The sequence below is a fragment of the Streptomyces sp. NBC_00885 genome (genome assembly GCF_045207475.1).
Lineage (GTDB): Bacteria > Actinomycetota > Actinomycetes > Streptomycetales > Streptomycetaceae > Streptomyces.
The window spans coordinates 7,838,805-7,859,580 of record NZ_CP108796.1; the positions used below are offsets into that span (position 1 = coordinate 7,838,805).

Sequence of the window (20,776 nt, forward strand, 5' to 3'; positions counted from 1 at the left end):
GCGGCCGGGCTGGGATCGGGGCGGACGCTCGCTGGGTCCGCTGCTGGATCCTGTCGGCCGCTGCGTGACGATCTGCTGGATCGGCTGCGATGCGGGGCCCGCCAGGACCGTCGCGGGCCCCGCATCCGGTCCGGGAGCCAGAGCGGTCCTGCCGTGGAACAGTGGAAAAGGGGAGGCAGGGCGGTGTGCCGCCTGTGAAGGTGCAGGCCCGGCGAAGGAGGACACGATGAGTCACCCTGTGCTGGCAGGTGTCGACGGGTCCGAACGCAGTGCGACGGCAGCCGACTGGGCGGCGCGGGAGGCCGAGTTGCGCGGCGTTCCCCTGCGCCTGTTCCATGCCTTTCCGTCTCTTCCGGGCACCGTCGTGCCCCGCCCGGCCCTGGACCGGCTGCGTCACATGGGTGCGCGCATGCTCGATCGAATGGTCACCGACCTGGTCGACCGTTACCCGGATGTCGAGGTGCGGGGCGAGCAGGCCGACGACGCCCCGGCCCCGGCTCTTCTCGCTGCGGCCCGCGCTGCCGGGCTTCTTGTCGTCGGCACACGGGGGACGGGCGGTTTCGACGGTCTCGCGGTCGGCTCGGTGGCGCTGCGGATGGCGGCAGCAGCCCCGTGCCCTGTCGTCCTGGTTCCCCAGCGGCCCAGCGCCTTCGGGGAGGGGATACGCGCGGAAGGGGGCGCTGCCCAGGTGGTGGTGGGGTTCGATGCGCATCGCCCGGTCGGGGAGGCGGCGGACTTCGCGTTCTCTGCCGCTGAGGCACGTGGAGCACGTCTGCGGGTGGTCCAGGCATGGGCGTTTCCTGCGGAGGCGGTCTCTCCGCGGACGCTCGTGGTGACCGAGGAGGACCGCGCCACGTGGGAGGACCAGGAGGTTCTGCGGCTCTCGGACGCGCTGCGCATCTGGCGGGAGAAGTACCCCCGCGTGACGGTCCACACCGATGTCATGTTGCTCCAGCCTGCGGAAGCACTCTTGAACGCGTCCCGGGAAGCGGCCCTGCTCGTTGTGGGCCGCCGCACCGATCCCCAGGCGGCCGAGGGCCGGCTGGGCCCAGTCACGCACGCCGTACTGCACCACGCCTGCTGCCCAGTGGCAGTCGTACCGCACGCCGGATGACGGCCGTCCAGAGGTCTGTCGGGGAAACGGCGGGTCGCGGACCGGGAGCGATCCGGTGGGCGGCGGGCCGGTCAGCCGAAGAACACCTCGAACTCGTCGTACAGCGACGGATCGACGAGCTTGGTCTTCGCCGTGGCCTCGGCGAGGGGGACGCGGACGATCCGGGTGCCCTGCAGGGCGACCATGACGCCGAAGTCACCGTCCTTGACCGCGTCGATGGCGTGCAGCCCGAAGCGCGTGGCCAGCCAGCGGTCGAAGGCGCTCGGGGTGCCGCCGCGCTGGATGTGCCCCAGCACCGTGGTGCGGGCATCCTTGCCTGTGCGCTCCGAGATCTCCCGAGCCAGCCACTCGCCGATGCCGGACAGCCGCACATGGCCGAACTCGTCCAGCGACTGATCCTTGAGGACCGCCTGGCCCTCTTTCGGGGCGGCCCCCTCGGCCACCACGACGATCGGCGCGTAGTTGATCTTGAATCTGTTCTTCACCTGCTCACAGACCTGATCGATGTCGAAGGGCCGCTCCGGGATGAGGATCACGTTGCCGCCGCCCGCGACGCCGGCGTGCAGTGCGATCCACCCGGAGTGCCGCCCCATGACCTCCACCACAAGGGCGCGCATGTGCGACTCGGCGGTGGTGTGGAGGCGGTCGATGGCCTCGGTCGCGATGCCGACTGCGGTGTCGAAGCCGAAGGTGTAGTCGGTGCCGGAGACGTCGTTGTCGATGGTCTTCGGCACGCCGACCAGGGGAATTCCCAGATGGCTCAGTTCGGTGGCCACGCCGAGCGTGTCCTCGCCGCCGATCGCGACAAGCGCGTCCACGTCGTGCGTGGCAAGGGTGTCCTGTACGCGTCGCAGCCCGTCCTCGTGTGTGAACGGGTTGGTGCGGGAGGAGCCAAGGATGGTTCCGCCGCGGGGGAGGATCCCCCGCACGCTGGCGATGTCCAGTGGTATGACATCGTCCTGGAGCAAGCCGAGCCAGCCGTCCCGCAACCCGACGAAGTCGAAGGCGTATTCGTCGACGCCTTTGCGGACGACACTGCGGATCACGGCGTTGAGGCCGGGGCAGTCACCGCCGCCGGTCAGTACTCCGACCCTCATGGGTTTTCTCCCATCCGCTGGACGGCCCGCACAGTCGCGGCCTTCTCGGCGATCAAGACCGCTGCCGGGAACATGGATCGCCTGCTTCCAGCCTCCCCCCGTTCGGTCCGCAGTGGCCACTCGACGGACGCCGGGTCCGAACGGCTCGCTCGTGAGGAGTTCTGTCCGGCTTCGGGGCGGCCTGGAGCCCGCTGAACAGGTGCGGGCCGCGTCGATCGGTTTGTCCGGACGACTCTGCGCGGTGATCAGAGGCGGAAGTGGCCCGTCTCGCTGCGTTCGATCCTGCCGATGGCGGCGAAGGCGTTGATCCTGGAAGGGGACGCCCACGTGAGGTCCACGCTTCTTCGCACGCCGGGAACGGCCTCGCCTGAGGTTCGTCCTTCATCAAAGGAGCCGCCCGGTGATCACACGATTCCGTCTCACAGGTGTGCATCCGTCACGCTCGGCCAAGCCGGGACCGCCTCGCGAGCCGCCCAAGCCGGCGAGGCCCTCGTCGACGCCTTCCTTGGGGCGGTGGCTGCTGCCCGTCGCCACGCTGGTCCTGCTGCTCGTGGTGCTGATCCGAGCCCCCTCACCCCAGGAGGGCACATCACTGTCGTACAGCGACTTCGTCGGCAAGGTGGGTGGCGGTCAGGACAAGACGGTCGACATCAACGACAAGGGCGCCATCAAGGGAACCCTCGAGGACGGTACGAAGTTCACCACGCGCATACCCACCGCGCTGGACAAGAGCCGCCTGGAGCAGCAGTTGCAGTCCAAGAAGGTGGAGATCACCGCGTCCCGGAGCAGCAGCGGAAGCCCCTCGGGGACGCTGCTGGTGCCGTTCCTTCCGCTGCTGTTCATCGTCGCCTTGATCCTTTGGAGCGGCCGCCGGGCGGCCCGGACCCTGGGCCGGGGGGCTCAGCGCCATCGGGCGTGCCCGAGCCAAGATCATCGAAACCGAGCGGCCGACCACCCGCTTCGAGGACGTCGCCGGCTACGAGGGGGTCAAGCAGGAGATCAGCGAGATCGTCGACTTCCTCCGCAGCCCCGAGCGCTATGCGATCGCAGGGGCCAAGGGACCCCGTGGGGTGATCATGGTGGGGCCGCCGGGCACCGGCAAGACCCTCATCGCCCGCGTGGTGGCCGACGAGGCGGAGGTGCCGTTCCTGTCGGTGACCGGCTCGGCGTTCGTGGAGATGTTAGTCGGCGTCGGGACCTCACGGGTGCGCGACTTGTTCGCCGAGGCACGCAAGCGGGCACCGTCGATCATCTTCATCGATGAGATCGACGCCGTCGGCAGCCGCCGCGGCGGGGCTGCCCGGCTGGGTGGCAACAACGAACGCGAGCAGACCCTCAACCAGCTCCTTGCCGAGATGGACGGCTTCGACCAGGGCAGTGGCATCGTGGTGCTGGCTGCGACCAACCGGCCCGAGACGCTCGACCCGGCTCTGCTGCGCCCCGGCCGCTTCGACCGGCACGTGACCGTGCCGCTGCCCAACCAGGCCGAGCGGGCGGCGATCCTGGCCGTCCACGCCCGCGGCAAGACCCTGGCACCGGACGTCGACTGGGACATCGTCGCCCGGGCCACGCCCGGCTTCTCCGGCGCGGACCTGGCCAACCTGGTCAATGAGGCGGCCATCAACGCCGTCCGGGCCGGCGGCGCGGTCATCGACGCACAGGACCTCGACGACGCCCGCGACCGGCTGCTGCTCGGGCGGCGGGAGTCCACCAACGCCCTGCTTCCCGCGGAGCGGCACTCTGTGGCCGTCCACGAATCCGGACACGCGCTCATGGCGGCCCTGTGCGAGCACGCCGACACGGTCGCCAAGGTCACCATCCTGCCCGCCGGGCCTTCGCTGGGTGCCACCGAGCAGCTCCCGGAGGCCGAACGGCACTTGTACAGCGAGAGCTACCTGACCGACCTGCTCACTGTCCGGCTCGACGGACGGGCAGCCGAGTTGGTCGTCTTCGGCGAGGGCTCGACCGGCGCGGCCGACGATCTGGCCGGCGCCACCCAGATCGCGGCCCGCATGGTCCGCGAGTTCGGCCTGTCCCCGGCCCTCGGCCCCGTCGGATACGGCTCCGGCGCCCCCACTACCTTGGCGGCGAGAGCACTGAGGACACGCTGCGGCGGCCCTACTCCGAGCAGACCCAACGCATCGTCGACGAGGAGACCGCCCGCCTGGTGCGGCAAGCCGAGAAACGTGCGGTGGACCTGCTGCGCGACCACCGGGCCGCGCTGGACACCCTGGCCGAACTGCTCACCGCCCGCGAGACCATCGACGGGTCCGTCGTCCTCGACGTACTCCAGCGGCAGGACGGCCAACACCCCGCCGCGGCAGGGAAACCGACGCCCTCCCCGTGACGCCGCGGCGACGCCCGCAAACAAGGAAGGTGGCAGCCATGGAACAGCAGCCTCGGGCGGCCCACGATGAGCAGGAGGTCTTGGCGCGGACGGTCGCTGTCGTGATGCGCACCGCTGTGGTCACGGTCGCTGTCGACGAAACCGTGCTGGTGGCCTGGGAGTTGCTGGAGCGATCCGGCTCCCGGCACCTTCCGGTCCTGCGTCCGGACGGTCACTGTGCGGGCCTGCTGGACAGGGCCGACGTGGCGGTCGTCTGTGCGGCACCGGCCGCTTCGCTGTCCGGTCTGCGCGTGGGCGACCTCCTGCTCGGCCACAGGCCGGCGCTCGTACACGTGGAGCAGACCGTACGGCACGCAGCCGACCTTATGAGTTACACCGAAGCCGACGCTCTCCCGGTGCTGGAGGAGGACGGGCGTCTGGCCGGGGTGCTGACCGCAGCCGACATCGTCGCGGCCCTCGCCGGCCATCCGGTGCAGAAGGAACCCGCCGGGACGCGGCCGCAGGCCCCGTCCACGGTGCTGCCCGGGCTCCCGCCTCGGCGGGGCTACCGTGGAACGGCTGTGCCCTGACCGCCCACCACTGAGGCGCTTACCGAGGCGACACTTGGACGTCGTTTCTTCATGAGCGCCGGCTTGGTGCATGCGCGACAGCAATCGCCTGCTTGTACAGGCGGTGCGCCCACACCTGCAGGCCGAGACTGGCCTCCACATATTCGCGGGCGGCAGCCACCCCCTCAGCGGCATGCTCCTTGAGCGCTATGGCGCGGCCGTGACGCTCTTCCACCTGCCCACGGACGATCTCGCACAGCACCCCGGTCAGTTCGTCCGCGGAGCCGACGTCGAGGGCACGCTCGGCAGCCGGGATCACCGGTCCGACACGCGACGTCGTGGTTGGGGTGCGCTTCTTCAGGCAGCCGGAGGGGGGAGGCGTCCTCCTCGGTGCAGCGGCTGTACAGATGTGCCAAGAGTCCTCGGTAGACAGCCCCGCATGATGCTGAAACTGGTTGGCAAAAGCACAGGTCAATGGGGTGGGCTGGGGACAATTAGCGGCTGTGGTCACAGCGGCTGTGACGAGGGGCGGGCACGAGTTCGGTGTTCTAGCAGATCCGCGGGAGCAGTTCGCCCAGCGGCATGTCCACCACCCGGCGGGCGCCGACCAGGGTCCGGATGACCACTCGGCCGGCCTGCCCCTCGCGCGGTACCTGCCCGATGCGTACTGCTCCCGAGCCCTCCGGCTGGGTCCGCATGAGGGCCAGCGCCTCGTCGGCGGCAGCTGGTGCGACGAAGGCGACCAGACAGCCCTCGTTCGCCACCACGAGGGGGTCCAGGCCGAGCAGATCGCAGGCGGCTGCCACGGGCGTCGGCACGGGGAGGGCGCTCTCCTCAATCTCGACGGCGATCCGTGCATCGCGGGCGATCTCGTTGAGCGCCGCGGCCAGTCCTCCGCGGGTCGGGTCGCGCAATGTGTGGACCTCGCTGCCGAGGCGGGCCATGGCGCGTACGAGCCGGTGAAGGGGTTGCGAGTCGGAGGCGATGTCGGCTTCGAAGCCGAGCCCCTCACGGGTGCTGAGCACCGTGGTGCCGTGCAGACCGATGGGGCCGGAGAGCAGGATCGCGTCTCCGGGTCGGGCGAGGGCGGCGGAGGGGCGCAGGGCCGAGAGGACGCGGCCGACCCCCGTGGTGTTGATGAAGACCTTGTCCGCGGCGCCCCGGCCGACGACCTTGGTGTCCCCGGTGATGACCGGGACTCCGGCTTCGCGGGCCGCCTTGCCCAAGGAGGTGAGTACGGAGCGGAGTTCGGAGAGTTCAAGGCCCTCTTCGACGATCAGCGCGACCGACAGTGCGATGGGCCAGGCGCCGCGCATCGCCAGGTCGTTGACCGTGCCGTGCACGGCGAGTGAACCGATGTCGCCGCCCGGGAAGAACAGCGGGCTCACGACGAAGCTGTCCGTACTCACCACGAGTTCGGGGTGATCGGGGAGCAGTGCGGCGTCTTCCAACGGCTCCGGCTGCTCCTGCGGTCCATCGAGGGCGGGCAGGACCAGGTCCTCCAGCAGTTCGGCAGTCAGCCGTCCGCCGGCGCCGTGGCCGAGGAGTACGCGCTCGCTTTCCGCGTACGGGACAGGGCAGTCGAGGCGGCTCATGTCGGGGTTCGTCTCGGAGGTCATGCCGGACTCCTTGCCGGCCTCGTTCGGCCCGCCGCGTAGAAGGCGGCGCAGGTTCCCTCGGCGGAGACCATGGGCGCGCCGAGCGGATGACGGGGCGTGCAGCGCACGCCGTACGCCGTGCAGTCGGTGGGCAGCTTGGCGCCGGTGAGGATGGCGCCCGCGATGCACTCGGGGTGCTCCTCGGGGCGCAGCCCGCCGACGTCGTAGCGCCGTGCCGCGTCGAATTCTGCGAATTCCTCGGTGAGTTCGAGACCGCTGGCGGGCAGGATGCCGATGCCGCGCCAGGACCGGTCGGTGACCTGGAAGACCCGGCGCAGGACGTCCTGGGCCTCGGTGTTGCCGGAGCGGCGTACCGCCCGTACGTATTGGTTCTCCACCGTGTGCCGCCCGTCTTCCAGTTGCTGCACGGCCATGAGGATGCCCTCCAGCAGATCGAGAGGCTCGAAGCCGGTGACCACGATCGGGACCCGATAGCGGTCGGCGATCGGTTCGTACTCCGTCCATCCCATGACCGCGCACACGTGTCCGGCGGCGAGAAAGGCCTGAACCTCGCAGCCCGGCGACTCCAATAGAGCCGTCATGGCCGGAGGTACGAGGACATGGCTCACCAGCATGCTGAAGTTGGACAGGCCCAGGCGGGAGGCATGCAGCACGGCCATGGCGTTGGCGGGTGCGGTGGTTTCGAAGCCGACGGCGAGGAAGACAACCTCGCGGTCGGGGAGTTCGGCGGCCAGGCGTACGGCGTCCATGGGGGTGTAGACGACCCGGACGTCCGCGCCCCTGGCGCGCAGCGAGAGGAGGTCAGTGCTGCTGCCGGGGACGCGCAGCATGTCCCCGAAGCTGCTGAGGATCACTCCGGGGCGGGCGGCGACGGCCATGGCCCGGTCCAGTGTCTCCAGCGGGGTGACGCACACGGGGCAGCCGGGCCCGTGCACCATCCGGATGCCGGCGGGCAGCAGTTCGTCGATGCCCTGGCGGACGAGGGTGTGGGTCTGCCCGCCGCACACCTCCATGATCTGCCAGGGCGCGGTCGCGGTCCGGTGCAGCTCGTCCAGCAGCTGCCGGGCGAGAGCCGGATCGCGGTACTCGTCGAGGTACTTCATGACGAGGCCTGTGCGCCCTCGGTCGCGTCGGGGTGCCGGTGCGGACTCGTCAGGTCGAACTCCACATCCACCACGCCCTCGACGGCCTGCACCAGGCGGGCAACGACCGGCACGAGGGCGGTGTCGCGGATGCGTCCCGTGAGGGTCACCACGCCTTCCTCCACCTTCACCCGGACGGGTTCCGGCTGCGAGGGGAACAGGAGGGCCACCACGTCCTTGCGGACCTCTTCGGCGATGTCCTTGTCGTCCCGCAGGAAGACCTTCAACAGGTCGGCGCGGCTGACGATGCCCTCGAGCACACCTATGTCGTTGACGACGGGCAATCGCTTGACCTTGCGCTGCGCCATGACCCGTGCAACCTGTGGGAGGGTCGCGCCCGGGTGGGTGGTGACGGCGGGGGCGGACATCAGCTCCTCGGCCGTCACTGCTCCGGCCTTGGCGAGATCGGGCAGCCGCCGCAGCTGGGTGTAGCGGTCCGCGTCGCTCTCCCGGAACTCCTCCTTGGGCAGCAGATCGGCCTCGGACACGACGCCGATCACCCGGCCCTCGCCTTCCAGGACCGGAAGGGCGCTGACCTTCCACCGCTGCATGGTCTGCACGATTTCCTTGAACGTCGCGTCGCGGCTGACGGCCACGACGGTGTGTGTCATCACATCGCTCACGATGTGCGGGGTGCCGTGCATGGTGCCCTCCTGGTCGGGTCGGTCAGCTGCGATGGATGGTCAGGTCGAGGAAGTGGGTCGAGCAGGAGATGCAGGGGTCGTGGTTGCGGATCGCCCGCTCGCACAGTGCTGTGAGTTCGGCGTCGGTGCCCCCGCCCCGGTCGGACTCGTCCTGGACCAGGCGGCGCAGGTCCTCCTCGATCGCTGCCTGGTTCTGGGCGGTGGGCGGAACGAGCATGGCGTCGGTGACGGTCCCTTCGGCGTCCAGGACATAGCGGTGGTACAGCAGGCCCCGGGGCGCCTCGGTGGCACCATGACCGGTGCCCGCACGGGGCGTCACCTCGATATGCGGACGGGGCGGGGGCTCGTACGCCTCGATGATCCGCAGTGCTTCCTCGACGGCGTACAGCGTTTCCACGGCCCGTACGAGGATGCTGCGGAAGGGGTTGCGGCACACCGTCCCGGCGAGCGGGTCGCCAAGTCCGGCAGCCCTGGCCGCTTCGACTGCGACGGGGGAGAGGAGATGGCCGTTGATGGCGTAGCGGGCGAGCGATCCGGTGAGATGGCGCTCTCCGCGCAGAGTGGCTTGCAGGGCAGTCGAGTGGGGCACCTGGTGTTCGACGACCTCGTCCGGGAAGTCCGGGACGGGGAAGGTACGAACCGGCAGTCGCCGCATGCTGTCCGCGGGGAGCCCGTGCGTGCGCGGGGCGGGCATCACCGCTGGGACGCCCGCGTCGATGGCGTAACGGCCGGACTCGGTGAGGGCGAGGAGCACGTTGTCGGAGCCGGCGTCCGGGAAGTCGAAGCCGGCCACCCAGCGGACGGTGTCCCAGGCGTCGTCCATGGCGCGGCGCAACCGCTCGGCGAGCGGCCGCAGTTCGGCTCTCGTAGGCACCCGGTGGAAGCCGCCGAGGCGCACGTTGACCGGATGGATCGCGCGCCCGCCGAGGAGTTCGAGGATGGCGTTGCCGGTCTGCTTCAGGCGCAGTCCGCGCTCGACGTGGGCGCGGTGGGTACGGGCCAGGTCGATGGCGCCGTCGCAGCCGAGGAAGTCCGGGGCATGCAGCAGATAGATGTGCAGGACCTGGCTCTCGATCCACTCGCCGCAGTACAGCAGCCGTCGCAGCTCGGCCAGCTGTCCGTCGACCGCGGCCCCGCAGGCGTGCTCGATCGCCCGGCAGGCGCTCATCTGGTAGGCGACCGGGCAGATCCCGCACACCCGGGCGGTGATGTCGGGCGGCTCGGTGTACGCACGGCCGCGCAGGAACGCCTCGAAGAAGCGGGGCGGCTCGTAGATCTGCAGTCGCGTCTCGGTGACCCGCCCCTCCTGCATGCGTACGTGGAGGGCCCCCTCGCCCTCGACACGGGAGAGCGAGCCGACGTGCAGGACCCTCGATCCACGGTGCGTCACGGCGTGGCCTCCTTCGCTTCCCGGTCGAAGGCGGCGGCATTGAAGGTGCGCAGCAGCCGCTCCACATCGCGATCATCCATGCCGTCGCGGTGCAGCAGTGGGATCAGGGCGGGCAGGTTCACCGATCCGGAGGGGCCGAAGCAGCCGTAGCAGCCGCGCCCGTACGCCGGACAGATCGCCCCGCAGCCGGCGTGGGTCACCGGCCCCAGGCAGGGCGTGCCGTGGGCGACGGTGACGCAGACCGTGCCGCGCCGCTTGCAGGCGAAGCACACGCTGTGGCTGGGGATGTCGGGCTTGCGGCCCGAGAGGTAGGCGGTGATGACTTCGAGCAGCTGACCTCGGTCGATGGGGCAGCCGCGCAGCTCGAAGTCGACGTTCACATGAGCCGAGACGGGGGTGGAGGTGGCCAGGGTTTCGATGTAGTCGGGCCGGGCGTAGACGGTGCGCCGGAACTCCTCGACGTCCGCGAAATTGCGCAGGGCCTGAATGCCGCCGGCCGTGGCGCAGGCTCCGATCGTCACCAGTCGGCGCGACTCGGCGCGGATGGAGCGGACACGTTCGGCGTCTGCGGCCGTCGTTACCGAGCCTTCGACGAGCGAGAGGTCGTACGGGCCCGGCCGCACCGCGCTCGATGCCTCAAGGAAATGGGCGATGTCCACCTGCCCGGCCAGCGCGAGGAGTTCGTCCTCGCAGTCCAGCAGGGTGAGCTGACAGCCGTCGCAGGAGGCCAGTTTCCAGATCGCCAGGGTGGGAGCGGCGAGCGTCGGAGTGTCCATCTCACAACTCCCTCACCATGAGCAGGGGTTGGGCACGGTCGTAGCCGAGCACCGGGCCGTCGCGGCACAGCAGGACGGGTCCCAGCTGGCAGTGTCCGCAGTGCCCGGTCGCGCAGCGCATGTTCCGCTCCAGTGAGACCCTGATGCGTTCGGCGGGCAGCCCGCGGTGGAGGAGCTCGCGGGCGGTTGCGCGGATCATCACCTCGGGCCCGCACACGAATGCTGTTGTCCTCTCAGGTTGGAAGCGGGCGCCGTTCAGCAGGGTGGTGACGACCCCGACTCCGCCGCGCCAGTCCCGGCCCGCCCGGTCGACGGTCACGGCCATGTGCAGGCCGCCGCGGTGCGCCCAGTGCCGAAGCTGCTCACGGAAGACGACATCGTCCGGGCTGCGGGCGCCGACCAGCAGGTTCAGCCGCCCGTACGCGCCTGGGTCGAGCAGCGCGGCGACCATCACCGGCCGCAGCGGAGCCAGTCCGATGCCGCCCGCGACGACCAAGAGGTCATGCCCGGCCGCCCGCTCCAGCTCCCAGCCGGTGCCGAAGGGGCCGCGCAGCCCCACCCGGTCCCCGGGCAGCAGTGCGTGCAATGCCCCAGAGGTCGCACCGACGGCACGCACGGTGTGTTCGAGGGACGGGCCGTGGATGCCGGACACCGAAACCGGGATCTCGCCGACCCCGAAGGCGTACATCATGGCGAACTGACCGGGTGCAAAGGCGGGCAGCGCGTCGGGACCGACCGGGGACAGCCTGAGCGTGATGGTGTCGGCGGTCTCGGTATGGCGGCGCACCACGCGGTACGGGACGGGGGGTGCGGTCATCGCGGACTGCCGCTGCCATAGGGGGCGTACAGGTCGAGCAGCCGGGTCCTGGCCGCTTGCAGCCGGTGGGCGATCACCTGGCCCACCCACTCGGCGACCGCTGCCCTCAGCTCGGTGTCGGTCTGGCACATCAGGCGCACCGCAGTGGCGTCGAACTCGTAGGCGCGCACCGGACTCATCGCCTCTGCCCCCAACTGCCAGGTGTGCGGCGGGAACAGCCAGGACCAGCCGACGAGCTCGCCCAGGCCCAGATTCTCGATGACAGCTGCCCGGCGGCCCGGCACATGCATGTCGAGGGTGACCGTGCCGGAGCGGATGATCCAGAAACGGTCCGCCCGCCGTCCTTCCTCGAAGATGCGGGTTCCCTGCGGGAAGTCGACCTCGCGCGCGATACGCAGCAGCTCGTTGCGGTGCTCGGCGGGCAGCGCCCGCATCATCGTGGTCGCGTTCATCGGCCTGCCTCTTCCTGGAGTTCCTCGTTGAGCGCCGTGATCTCTTCGGTGAGGTCTATGCCGACGGGGCACCAGACGATGCAGCGGCCGCAGCCCACGCAGCCGGAACTGCCGAACTGGTCGTGCCAGGTGCCGACTTTGTGCGTGAGCCACTGGCGGTAGCGGCTGCGCGCGGAGGAGCGGACCGGCCCGCCGTGCAGATAGGAGAAGTCGAGGTCGAAGCAGGAATCCCAGCGCTGCCACCGCTCGGCGTGGTCGCCGGTCAGATCGGTGACGTCCTCGGTGGTGGTGCAGAAACAGGTCGGGCACACCATGGTGCAGTTTCCGCAGGTCAGGCAGCGCTGTGCGACGTCGTCCCAGCGCTCGGCGTCCAGGCTCGCGCCCATCAGCGCCCGCAGGTCGACCGGCGGCACGGACCGGCCCATCCGGTCTGCGGCTCCGGCGACGGCGGTGCGCGCGGCGGTTTCGGTTTCCGGGTCGGCGGGCTGGTTCGGAATGTCCGCGAGCAGCGCCGCGCCTTCGTCACTCCCGGTGCGTACGAGGAAACGATGCCCGGTACCGTCCACGATCTCGGTGAGCGCCAGATCGAAGCCGGCATCGGCTGCGGGCCCGGAGCCCATGGAGGCGCAGAAGCAAGTGGACCCGGGCTCGGTGCACTCGGCGGCGATCAGCAGCGCGCCCGTCCGCCGCCCCGCGTACCCGTCGTCGCGGAACCGGCCCCCGGAAAGTACCCGGTCCTGGATCGCGATGGCCCGCAGATCGCAGGGCCGTACGCCCAGAAACGCATACGAGGTGGGAGGCGCTTGCTCGGCCCGTACCGTCAGCTCACCGTCGGGCCCACGGTCCGCGCTCCACAGCTTCTCCCGCTGCGGGTGGAGGAACGTCTTCCACGACTGGGGCCCCGCGCTGTGCGCGAAGGCCGCCCCGTCCTCGCGCGGGCGCAGCCGGTAGTGACCGGCCTCCAGCTCGACGCCCCACCCGAAGGGCAGTTCGTCGGCGGAGGTCAGCTCGGCGAGGACGACCGCTCCGTCCCGTACCGTGGGTCCGACGACAGTGCGCCCCTGCGAAACGAGCAGCCTGATGAGCGCGTCGAGTCCGGTCCTGTCGAGTACGGCGACTGCCGGATTGTCATCCATGTCGTCCCCCTGGACGTATGTATGAGGCTGACACCCTCAGCGTCCGGCAGGCACCGCACCGCGACTACGGGCCGCCCGGCCCTTGGCCTGGGTCGTTCGGCCCTCAAAAGGGAAGCTCGGCACCCCTGTGTCGCACTCCGCGCCGCTATGTGATGGAAGGGAGAGAGCCCACAGCCGGGCGGGACAGGAGGCCCGGATCGCGCGGCCGCCGCCGCGCCGGCGATGATGTACAGCAACGCGGTGACGGCGGCGAGGGACACGGCCGAGACGTTGACCGCCGACCGCGGCATACCGGATTCCGCAAGCTTGTGCGGACATGCTCGCTGTCCCAGCAGGGCCGCGAGTCGCGCGGGGAACAACTCTGAGCCGAGCGGGGATGGTTGGCGGCGTCCGCAAGGACGACACGGACGGCGAGCGGGGGGCGTAATCCGGGGCGTCTCAGGTCGGCGGCGCCGGCCCCGCCCCTTCGCCGATTTCCTTCGCAATGCTGCGGGCCCAGGCTCGTATCCGCTCCATGTCGCGGAAGTCACCGCCCCGCCCCTGCTTGACGATCATCCGGGCGACGAAGCCCCGGGCTCCCTCCTCGAGCCGGCCGCCGAACGTGACGTGCTCCCGGGCGTCGAGCCGGGTCGCCGCGCGGGCAGCACCCGGCACCGCAGGGATGTCGCGCTCGCCTGCCGAGGCGTCCAGCGGACCGCTGCTGAACAGCCACACCGGGCGTTCGGCCAGGGCGTGCTCGTGGCGGCGGGCGAAGCGTACGGCGTCGCGGTGCCAGCGGCCCGCGTACAGGGCGCCGCCGAGCACCACCGCGTCGTACGCCGTGACATCGCGGGCCTCCGCCGCGGGCCGTGCCTCGGAGCGCAGTCCCTCCTCTTCCAGGGCGTCGGCGATGACACCGGCGATCTCGGCGGTCGAGCCGTTCTTCGTGCCGTACGCGACAAGTACTCTCGCGTTCATCCGTACACCTCCTCAGTGCCTGCGCAGCCACTCCTCGCCGACGCCATAGACGGCCGGGTCGTCGGGCCGCAGATGCGAGTCGTCCACGCGGTACGTCAACTTGTCGACGACGGCCACGACTCCGTCCACCTGGCTGACCATCCGCAGCGCAATCGGTACGTCGCTGCGCCGCTCCAACTGGCCGCCGAGCGTGACGACGCCCTCGCTCACGTCGACCGTCACGGTCTCCGGCTCGAGCCAGAGGGCGTTGACGATCACTTCGTCCACCACCGCGCGGCGGACCTCCTCGTCCGGCCGCAGGAAGACCTGGAGCAGATCCCGGCGGGTGACGATGCCGACCAGCCGGTCCTCCTCGTCGACCACGGGCAGCCGCTTGATCCGGCGCTGCGCCATGGTCCTGGCGGCGTCCGCGATGGTCGACTCGGCCCGCACGGTGATGGCAGGCCCGGACATCAGGGTTCCCGCAGTACGCGCATGGGCCTTGTCCGCATCATGCCCCTTGGAGATGTGCAGCCAGCTGAGCCAGTGCGGCCGTCCTTGCTCGTCCAGAGGCGGTTCCTCGGCCTGCCGGGCCATCAGGTCGGACTCCGAGATCACCCCGATGACCTTTTCGTCCTCGTCGACCACCGGCAGTCCGCTGATGCGGTGCTCGCCGAGCAGCCGGGCCACTTCCTTGAACGGAGTGTCGTACGTGACCTTGACGACGTCATCGATCATCAGCCCACCGATCTTCATGTGCTTCATGTCCGTAGCTCCTCTCAGCGCAGCCGGCGCAGATACGGGTCGCGGGCTCGCCGCGGCACCAGCCGGACGCGAACGTCCAGGGCCGTGATGCCGCCCGGGCGGGCGATCACGGGATTGAGATCGGCCTCGGCGAGCTGGGGAAGGTCGCAGGCCATCCGGGACAGTCGCAGCAGCAGTTGCTCCAGTCCTTCGAGGTCGACGGCGCCGCCGCCGCGGAAGCCGAAGAGCAGCGGCGCGCAGCGTGGCGAGGTGATGAGGTCGTGCACGTCGTGGTCGGTCAGCGGGGCGAGCCGGGCCGCGTGATCGGCCAGGAGCTCGGTCGCCGTGCCGCCCAGGCCGAACAGGACCAGCGGGCCGAAGACTTCGTCCTGAACGACGCCGGCGAACAGCTCGATGCCGCGTTCGGAGAGCGGCTGGACGACCACTCCGGTCATCAGGTCTCCGAAACGGGTTACCAGGTCGCGGTGCGCAGCCCGCACCTGCGAGGCATTCTGAAGATCGAGGTGGACGGCGCGCTGTTCGCTCTTGTGGACCAGGCCCGGCCAGTGGGCTTTCATCACGACTCGTCCGTCAGGTCCCGCCAGCCGTGCCGCGGCGGCGACGGCGGCTTCTTCGTCCTCGGCCCACTCCCAGCGGATCTGAGGGATGCCGTAGTGGCCAAGGAGTTCGGCCGTCGCGCGGGGGTCGAGCCAGTCCCCGTCGGGGTGTTCGGCGAGGAAGGCGTCGACCATCGCTTTCGCCGCCGCGGTGTCCACGTCCGCGAGTTCGGGGACCGTGCCCTCCGGGCGGGCGCGCCAGCGTGCGTAGGTCACGGCGTGTGCCAGGGCGCGGGCCGCGTCCGCCGCGTCGGAGTAGGCGGGTACAAATCCGCCGCCCGCGGTGGGCAGCAGCTCCACCCGCGCCGCCTGGGCGGGCAGGACCGCGGCGACCGTTCGGGAGCGACGGCGGTCCGGGCCGGGGGAAAGGGCCCGGACGAGATCGTCGCCGGTCGCCGCGGCGACCGCGGTGGGGACCAGCACCACGAGTACGGCGTCGACGGCTCCGTGCGCCGCGAGCCGGTCTACGCACTCCTGCAGTTGTGTCTCGCTGACGGCGGCAGTGGCGTCGACGGGATTGATGGCGGCGGCCCCCTCGGGCAGCCCGGCCAGCAGCTCGGCGACCAGCTCGCTGCCGAGCTCGGGAATCCTCAGCCCGGCCTCTGCGCAGGCGTCGGCGGCCAGTACGCCTGCCCCGCCCGCGTTGGTGACGATGGCGACCGAAGAGCCGGAGGGCAGTGGCTGGGAGTGCAACAGCGCTGCACTGTCGAGGAGTTCGCCGATCGTGCGGGTCGCGATGATTCCGGCCTGGGTGAACAGGGCCTGCCGGGTCATGGTGCGGGTGGCTGCCGCCGCGGTGTGCGAGGCGGCGGCCCGGCGCCCGGCCTCGGAGCGACCGGCGTCCACGGTCAGGACCGGCATCGTGCGGGCCACCCGCCGCGCTGTTCGCGAGAACGCGCGCGGATTGCCGAAAGACTCAAGGTGCAGCACAGCAAGGTCGGTCTGCCCGTCGCTCTCCCACCACTGCAGCATGTCGTTGCCGCTGACGTCGTACTTGTCGCCCAGCGAGACGAAGGTGGACACCCCGATGCCGAGCCGGGACAGCCCGTCGAGCAGCGCGATGCCCACCCCTCCGGACTGCACGGCCACTCCGGCCGTGCCCGCCAGGGGGCGGTCGGCGGCGAAGGTGGCGTTCAGCCGCAGATCCGGGTCGGTGTTGGCCAGACCGAGGCAGTTGGGGCCGACCAGCCGCATCCCGTACGCACGGCACGTGGCGAGCAGCGCGGCCGCCTGGTGGGCGTCGAGGCCGGAGGAGACCACCAGCAGCGCCCTCGCGCCAAGCTTTCCGCAGTCCTCGGCGGCCTGCGGTACGGCGGCCGCGGGGACGGCGAGCACGGCGAGATCGGGCGGGAAGGACAGCTCGGCCACGGAGCGGTGGCAGCTCACCCACTCGATCGCGTCCGCATGCGGATTGACCGCGTCCAAACGGCCGGTGAAACCACCGGTCCGCAGATTGCGCAGCACGGCCCGGCCGACCGAGCCCGCCTTGCGGCCCGCGCCGACGACGGCGACCGTGCGGGGCCGCAGCAGCGGCTTCAGGCTCGCCACGTCCGCCGTGCTGCCTCGGTTGTCGACTGCCGACAAGTAGTCCTCGTCCACGGCCAGTTGGACCGTCCACCGCACCTCGGGACCGTCGAAGCGACGGGTCGTGCGCAGGCCGAGGTCGGCGAATACTTTCAGCATCTGGTGGTTCTCGGACAGTGCGTCGGCCGCGAAGGCGGTGATGCCCGCCCGGCGGGCGGCGTCGACGAGATGCTCGAGCAGCAAGGTGCCGAGTCCCCGGTGGTGCCAGTCGTCCGCGACGGTGAGTGCGATCTCGGCCGTGGTCGATTCCGGTATGGCGTCGTACTCAGCCAGTCCGACGAGCCGCCCGCCGCTTTCCGCGACCAGAGCGCGGTAGCCCGACCGGTCGCGCCGGGTGAGCCGGTCGGCCGCCTGTTCGGCGGACAGGTGGCTCACCGTGAAGAAGCGCCGCCGCAGATTCTCCGCCGACATGCCCTCATACAGGGCCAGGACGGCGTCGTGATCAGCCGGCTCCGCCTGCCGTATCCGCACTGTCGTGCCGTCCGTCAGCAGCGCGTGCACCTGCTGGGCGTTGCTCGCGGGGCTGTGGATCTGCGTCATGACGGTGCCTTCCTCGTGGGGAATCCACGTCCAGACTTGGGCGGGAGTGCGGCAGGCCGCAGGGGTCGGCCGGGCCATTGAGCGGGGCCGACCGGCCCTCAGGGCGCGTCCGGTCGGTCCCGGGGCGCCTGCGGCAGCGGCTCGCCCAGCTCGCCGGTGACGGCGTCCGCCATCGCGCGCAGCACCCCGAGCGTCCGCTCGGCCTCCGCCTCGTCGACGGTCGTGATCGCGAAGCCGACATGGACGATGACGTATGTTCCGGCCTCGGCCTCAGGGGTGTACTCCAGGCACACCTCGCGCCGCACTCCGCCGAAGTCGACCGTCGCCATGCGCAGTCCGCCGGAGTCGTGGACCTCAAGGACCCGGCCTGGAATGCCCAGACACATCGCGCTCACCCCTTCGCCTTCGCCAGCCGGGCGGCGGCCACCGCCGCCTGGCCGTAGCTGATGCCGCCGTCGTTGACCGGGACCGCGCTGCCCACCAGTACGCGCAGACCCTGGGCGCGCAGCAGCGTTCGTACGGCGGTGAGCAGCCGCCGGTTCTGGAAGCAGCCGCCTGACAGGCACACGGTCCGCGGGGCTCCGGCAGCCACGGTGCGCTCGACGAGTGCGGCGGTCGCCTCGGCAATGGTCGTGTGGAAGGCGGCGGCGATACGGGGCACAGGGACGCCCGCCGCGAGCTCTTCGAGGAGTGCGGTCAGGGTCGCGACCGGATCGTAGACCCACAAGCCCTCGGCGCGAACCAGCCGCCACGGCAGCGCGTCGGTGTGGATGTCACCGGCCGCGGCTTCCAGTGCGACGGCTGCCTGGCCTTCGTACGACACCTCGTTGCCGAGCCCCAGCAGACCGGCGGCCGCGTCGAACAGCCGGCCCGCGCTGGAGGCGCGCGGACAGTTGATCCCGCGTTCGGCCATCGCCCGCACCAGCCGCACCTCGCGGGGATCGAGCCGTTCGGTGAACGGCTTCGTCAGCCAGGGCGCGGGGCGGGGCGTACCGAGCGTCTCCGCGCCGTACAGGTAGCCCAGTGCCATCCGGGACGGGTGGCGCACCGCCGCCTCGGCGCCCGGCAGGGGTGCGGTGGCGAACCGGCCGACGCGCCGGTAGCCGGCCAGGTCCGCGACCAGGATCTCGCCGCCCCACAACGTGCCGTCGTCGCCGAGCCCCAGCCCGTCGTAGGCCACCCCGATGAAGGGGCCGTGCACGCCGTGTTCCGCGGCGCAGGCGGCCACGTGGGCGTGGTGGTGCTGAACGGCGATGCGGTGCTCGACGGGCCAGGAGTGGGCCCATTGGGTGGAGAGGTATCCCGGGTGGAGGTCGTGGGCGACGGCGCTCGGGGTGATGCCGGTGAGGCGTCGGAGATCGGTGTACGAGGTCGCGAAGGCGTCCAGGGTCGCTGCCTCGGCGAGATCGCCACCGTGCGGGCCAAGGTGTGCGTGCCGGCCCTCGGCGAGGGTGAAGGTGTGCTTGAGCTGTGCACCGGCTGCGACCAGAGGCAGCGCTGCCGGGACGGGGAGCGACAGCGGCGCGGGGGCGAGGCCGCGGGCCCGGCGGAGGGTGAGCACGGCGCGCCCGGCGACGATGGCCACGGAATCGTCGTAGCGCGCGCGGATCGGCCGGTCGTGGGTGAGGAAGCCGTCGGCGACCGATGCCAGGCTCCGGCGGGCCTCGGCGTCGTCGATGGCGGTGGGCTCCTCCGCCCGGTTGCCGCTGGTGACGACGAGCGGCCGGTCCAGATCGCGCAGCAACAGATGATGCAGTCCGGTGGTGGGCAGGAACAACCCGATCCTGTCGGTACCGGGGTGGACCTCGGGGCACAACTGCCCCGCACGGGCGGTGAGCAGCACCACGGGCCGCGACGCAGACGTCAGCACCGCCTGCTCCGAGCGGGTGGTCCGCGCCAGACGCTCGACCGCGGCCCGGTCCCGCACCATCACCGCGAACGGCTTCGCGGGACGCCGCTTGCGGCGGCGGAGTTCGGCGACGGCGGCCGCGTTGCCCGCGTCGCACACCAGTTGGTAGCCGCCGATGCCCTTCATCGCGATGATCCCTCCCGCTGTCACGGCGGCCACGGCGGCGCACAGCGCGTCCTCCCCGGCCAGGCCGTTCCATGCGAGGACGGGGCCGCAGTCGGGGCACGCCAGGGGTTCAGCGTGGAAGCGGCGGTCGGCGGGATCGGCGTACTGGGCCGCGCAGGGCGGGCACAGGCGGAAGCCGCGCATGGCGGTGCGCACTCGGTCGTACGGGAGATCGTCGATGACCGTGGCACGGGGGCCGCAGTCGGTGCAGTTGATGAACGGATAGCGGTAACGGCGGTCGGCAGGATCGAACAGTTCGCGCAGGCATGCCTCACAAGTGGCCGCGTCCGGCGGGATCTCACGGGGCGCGTCCGGCGCGTGGGCGGAACTGCCGCGGACGGTGAACCCCGTTCCGGGCGCCGGGGGTCTGCCGGCGATCCCCGTCACCCGTATCCGGCGTACAGCGGCCAGCGGGGGCGCATCGCTCCGTATCCGGTGGACGAAGTCGCGCAGTGCGGACGGCGGCCCGGCAACGGTAAGTTCCACATGGCCGTTCGCGTTGCGCACCCAGCCGTCCAGCTCCAGGCCGGTCGCCAGGCGGTGCACGTGCGGGCGGAAACCCACACCCTGGACCGTGCCGAAGACCTCGATGCGCTGGGCGGTGCGCTCGCCGCTCATGGTGGGCCTCCGCTGTGTGTATCGCGGAGGCCGCGCGCGGCCGCGTCCCGGCGGCGGACGATCTCGTCCTCCACCCGTTCGACGAGTGCTTCGACCCTCGCAGCAACCGGCTCCGACAGACCCGTGCCGAGCGAGGTGTCCGCCCCTTCGACGGCGTACACCACGAGATGGCCGGGCAGTCGCCCCAGCGCCCGCGACAGCTCGACGGCCTCACCGAGGCCCAGCCCGTGTGAACTCGTCGTGTGCGGCTGCCCCAGCTCGGCGGCGTCCAGCTCCAGCCGGTGCAGCCGCCCCGGGTGGCCGGGATGGGCGTGTGCGGCGTCCAGTACCACGGCCAGGTCCGCGTTCTCCCACAGCCCGATCAGTCGGCCCGGATCTCCGTCGCACCCCGACAGGACTGTTCCCGGGGGCAGGGGACGGCCCTCAGCCCGCTCCCGCAGCCGGGCGATCACCGCCCAGGCCACCCCGTCGTCGTGGCGGAACTCGTTGCCGACCCCGATGATGGCGATACGGGCGGAATGCGTGGAGCCGGACATGATTCCTCTCCCTCCGCTGCGTTTGCCTCCAGCCTGCGTGCGGAC

Annotated in this window: 19 protein-coding genes and 2 pseudogenes; 5 read left to right on the top strand and 16 right to left on the bottom strand. The window is 71.0% G+C overall.

Going from position 1 to position 20,776, the window contains the following annotated elements:
• Positions 1–226: 226 nt before the first annotated feature.
• Positions 227–1,114 carry a universal stress protein gene (locus OHA61_RS35765; protein WP_406306521.1) on the top strand — a complete coding sequence of 296 codons (888 nt, stop codon included), beginning with the start codon at positions 227–229 and terminating at the stop codon, positions 1,112–1,114.
• Positions 1,115–1,185: 71 nt separating this feature from the next.
• Here OHA61_RS35765 and OHA61_RS35770 read toward each other — a convergent pair whose 3' ends face one another.
• Positions 1,186–2,211 carry a 6-phosphofructokinase gene (locus tag OHA61_RS35770; protein WP_406306522.1) on the bottom strand — a complete coding sequence of 342 codons (1,026 nt, stop codon included), beginning with the start codon at positions 2,209–2,211 and terminating at the stop codon, positions 1,186–1,188.
• 427 nt (positions 2,212–2,638) lie between these two features.
• On the opposite strand from OHA61_RS35770, the pseudogene OHA61_RS35775 reads away from it, so the two are divergent.
• From OHA61_RS35775 to OHA61_RS35790, 4 genes and pseudogenes are all read left to right on the top strand, one after another.
• Positions 2,639–2,977, top strand: a pseudogene (locus OHA61_RS35775) (ATP-dependent metallopeptidase FtsH/Yme1/Tma family protein); the annotation flags it as partial.
• A gap of 310 nt (positions 2,978–3,287) precedes the next feature.
• Positions 3,288–4,220 (top strand): annotated as a pseudogene (locus OHA61_RS35780) (ATP-dependent metallopeptidase FtsH/Yme1/Tma family protein); the annotation flags it as partial.
• A 155-nt stretch (positions 4,221–4,375) separates the two neighbouring features.
• Complete coding sequence (locus OHA61_RS35785) at positions 4,376–4,558, top strand: hypothetical protein (protein ID WP_406307590.1); 183 nt, start codon at positions 4,376–4,378, stop codon at positions 4,556–4,558.
• A 38-nt stretch (positions 4,559–4,596) separates the two neighbouring features.
• Entirely contained in the window at positions 4,597–5,127 is a 531-nt protein-coding gene (locus tag OHA61_RS35790; RefSeq protein ID WP_406306523.1) for an HPP family protein, read from the top strand.
• A gap of 49 nt (positions 5,128–5,176) precedes the next feature.
• On the opposite strand, the gene OHA61_RS35795 is transcribed toward OHA61_RS35790, so the two are convergent.
• The 15 genes from OHA61_RS35795 to OHA61_RS35865 form a co-directional block, all read right to left on the bottom strand.
• The gene (locus OHA61_RS35795) at positions 5,177–5,617 is read right to left on the bottom strand and encodes a DUF6448 family protein (protein ID WP_406306524.1); all 441 of its coding nucleotides are present in this window, start codon (positions 5,615–5,617) and stop codon (positions 5,177–5,179) included.
• Positions 5,618–5,654: 37 nt separating this feature from the next.
• On the bottom strand, positions 5,655–6,725 hold the full coding sequence (gene hypE / locus OHA61_RS35800; protein WP_406306525.1) for a hydrogenase expression/formation protein HypE: 1,071 nt from the start codon (positions 6,723–6,725) through the stop codon (positions 5,655–5,657).
• On the bottom strand, positions 6,722–7,828 hold the full coding sequence (gene hypD / locus OHA61_RS35805; RefSeq protein WP_406306526.1) for a hydrogenase formation protein HypD: 1,107 nt from the start codon (positions 7,826–7,828) through the stop codon (positions 6,722–6,724). Before hypD ends, hypE begins: the two co-directional genes overlap by 4 nt.
• Entirely contained in the window at positions 7,825–8,511 is a 687-nt protein-coding gene (locus OHA61_RS35810; RefSeq protein ID WP_406306527.1) for a CBS domain-containing protein, read from the bottom strand. Before OHA61_RS35810 ends, hypD begins: the two co-directional genes overlap by 4 nt.
• A gap of 22 nt (positions 8,512–8,533) precedes the next feature.
• Positions 8,534–9,901, bottom strand: a complete 1,368-nt coding sequence (locus OHA61_RS35815; protein WP_406306528.1) for a Ni/Fe hydrogenase subunit alpha — start codon at positions 9,899–9,901, stop codon at positions 8,534–8,536.
• Entirely contained in the window at positions 9,898–10,677 is a 780-nt protein-coding gene (locus OHA61_RS35820) for an oxidoreductase (RefSeq protein ID WP_406306529.1), read from the bottom strand. The genes OHA61_RS35815 and OHA61_RS35820 overlap by 4 nt, the downstream gene beginning before the upstream one ends.
• A 1-nt stretch (position 10,678) precedes the next feature.
• Positions 10,679–11,494 carry an FAD/NAD(P)-binding protein gene (locus OHA61_RS35825; protein WP_406306530.1) on the bottom strand — a complete coding sequence of 272 codons (816 nt, stop codon included), beginning with the start codon at positions 11,492–11,494 and terminating at the stop codon, positions 10,679–10,681.
• Positions 11,491–11,946, bottom strand: a complete 456-nt coding sequence (locus OHA61_RS35830; protein WP_406306531.1) for a Crp/Fnr family transcriptional regulator — start codon at positions 11,944–11,946, stop codon at positions 11,491–11,493. Before OHA61_RS35830 ends, OHA61_RS35825 begins: the two co-directional genes overlap by 4 nt.
• A complete protein-coding gene (locus OHA61_RS35835) occupies positions 11,943–13,082 on the bottom strand; it encodes a 4Fe-4S dicluster domain-containing protein (RefSeq protein WP_406306532.1) in 1,140 nt (379 codons plus the stop codon). Before OHA61_RS35835 ends, OHA61_RS35830 begins: the two co-directional genes overlap by 4 nt.
• A gap of 438 nt (positions 13,083–13,520) precedes the next feature.
• A complete protein-coding gene (locus tag OHA61_RS35840) occupies positions 13,521–14,039 on the bottom strand; it encodes a flavodoxin domain-containing protein (RefSeq protein ID WP_406306533.1) in 519 nt (172 codons plus the stop codon).
• A gap of 12 nt (positions 14,040–14,051) precedes the next feature.
• Positions 14,052–14,783 carry a CBS domain-containing protein gene (locus OHA61_RS35845; protein ID WP_406306535.1) on the bottom strand — a complete coding sequence of 244 codons (732 nt, stop codon included), beginning with the start codon at positions 14,781–14,783 and terminating at the stop codon, positions 14,052–14,054.
• Between the two features lie 14 nt (positions 14,784–14,797).
• The gene (locus OHA61_RS35850) at positions 14,798–17,503 is read right to left on the bottom strand and encodes a GNAT family N-acetyltransferase (RefSeq protein WP_406306537.1); all 2,706 of its coding nucleotides are present in this window, start codon (positions 17,501–17,503) and stop codon (positions 14,798–14,800) included.
• Positions 17,504–17,601: 98 nt separating this feature from the next.
• A complete protein-coding gene (locus OHA61_RS35855; protein WP_266486493.1) occupies positions 17,602–17,889 on the bottom strand; it encodes a HypC/HybG/HupF family hydrogenase formation chaperone in 288 nt (95 codons plus the stop codon).
• Positions 17,890–17,894: 5 nt separating this feature from the next.
• Positions 17,895–20,195: a carbamoyltransferase HypF gene (gene hypF / locus OHA61_RS35860; RefSeq protein WP_406306538.1), complete on the bottom strand. Its 2,301-nt coding sequence runs from the start codon at positions 20,193–20,195 to the stop codon at positions 17,895–17,897.
• Positions 20,192–20,731 (bottom strand): hydrogenase maturation protease, encoded by a 540-nt coding sequence (locus OHA61_RS35865; RefSeq protein WP_406306539.1) that lies wholly within the window; start codon positions 20,729–20,731, stop codon positions 20,192–20,194. The genes hypF and OHA61_RS35865 overlap by 4 nt, the downstream gene beginning before the upstream one ends.
• Between the last annotated feature and the right edge of the window lie 45 nt (positions 20,732–20,776).

What these genes read in the sequence shown, in the direction of transcription:
- OHA61_RS35765 (WP_406306521.1), top strand. Translation starts at nt 227, where the DNA reads ATGAGTCACCCTGTGCTGGCAGGTGTCGACGGGTCCGAACGCAGTGCG.
- OHA61_RS35770 (WP_406306522.1), bottom strand. Translation starts at nt 2,211, where the DNA reads ATGAGGGTCGGAGTACTGACCGGCGGCGGTGACTGCCCCGGCCTCAAC.
- OHA61_RS35790 (WP_406306523.1), top strand. Translation starts at nt 4,597, where the DNA reads ATGGAACAGCAGCCTCGGGCGGCCCACGATGAGCAGGAGGTCTTGGCG.
- hypE (WP_406306525.1), bottom strand. Translation starts at nt 6,725, where the DNA reads ATGACCTCCGAGACGAACCCCGACATGAGCCGCCTCGACTGCCCTGTC.
- hypD (WP_406306526.1), bottom strand. Translation starts at nt 7,828, where the DNA reads ATGAAGTACCTCGACGAGTACCGCGATCCGGCTCTCGCCCGGCAGCTG.
- OHA61_RS35810 (WP_406306527.1), bottom strand. Translation starts at nt 8,511, where the DNA reads ATGCACGGCACCCCGCACATCGTGAGCGATGTGATGACACACACCGTC.
- OHA61_RS35820 (WP_406306529.1), bottom strand. Translation starts at nt 10,677, where the DNA reads ATGGACACTCCGACGCTCGCCGCTCCCACCCTGGCGATCTGGAAACTG.
- OHA61_RS35825 (WP_406306530.1), bottom strand. Translation starts at nt 11,494, where the DNA reads ATGACCGCACCCCCCGTCCCGTACCGCGTGGTGCGCCGCCATACCGAG.
- OHA61_RS35830 (WP_406306531.1), bottom strand. Translation starts at nt 11,946, where the DNA reads ATGAACGCGACCACGATGATGCGGGCGCTGCCCGCCGAGCACCGCAAC.
- OHA61_RS35835 (WP_406306532.1), bottom strand. Translation starts at nt 13,082, where the DNA reads ATGGATGACAATCCGGCAGTCGCCGTACTCGACAGGACCGGACTCGAC.
- OHA61_RS35840 (WP_406306533.1), bottom strand. Translation starts at nt 14,039, where the DNA reads ATGAACGCGAGAGTACTTGTCGCGTACGGCACGAAGAACGGCTCGACC.
- OHA61_RS35845 (WP_406306535.1), bottom strand. Translation starts at nt 14,783, where the DNA reads ATGAAGCACATGAAGATCGGTGGGCTGATGATCGATGACGTCGTCAAG.
- OHA61_RS35850 (WP_406306537.1), bottom strand. Translation starts at nt 17,503, where the DNA reads ATGACGCAGATCCACAGCCCCGCGAGCAACGCCCAGCAGGTGCACGCG.
- OHA61_RS35855 (WP_266486493.1), bottom strand. Translation starts at nt 17,889, where the DNA reads ATGTGTCTGGGCATTCCAGGCCGGGTCCTTGAGGTCCACGACTCCGGC.
- hypF (WP_406306538.1), bottom strand. Translation starts at nt 20,195, where the DNA reads ATGAGCGGCGAGCGCACCGCCCAGCGCATCGAGGTCTTCGGCACGGTC.
- OHA61_RS35865 (WP_406306539.1), bottom strand. Translation starts at nt 20,731, where the DNA reads ATGTCCGGCTCCACGCATTCCGCCCGTATCGCCATCATCGGGGTCGGC.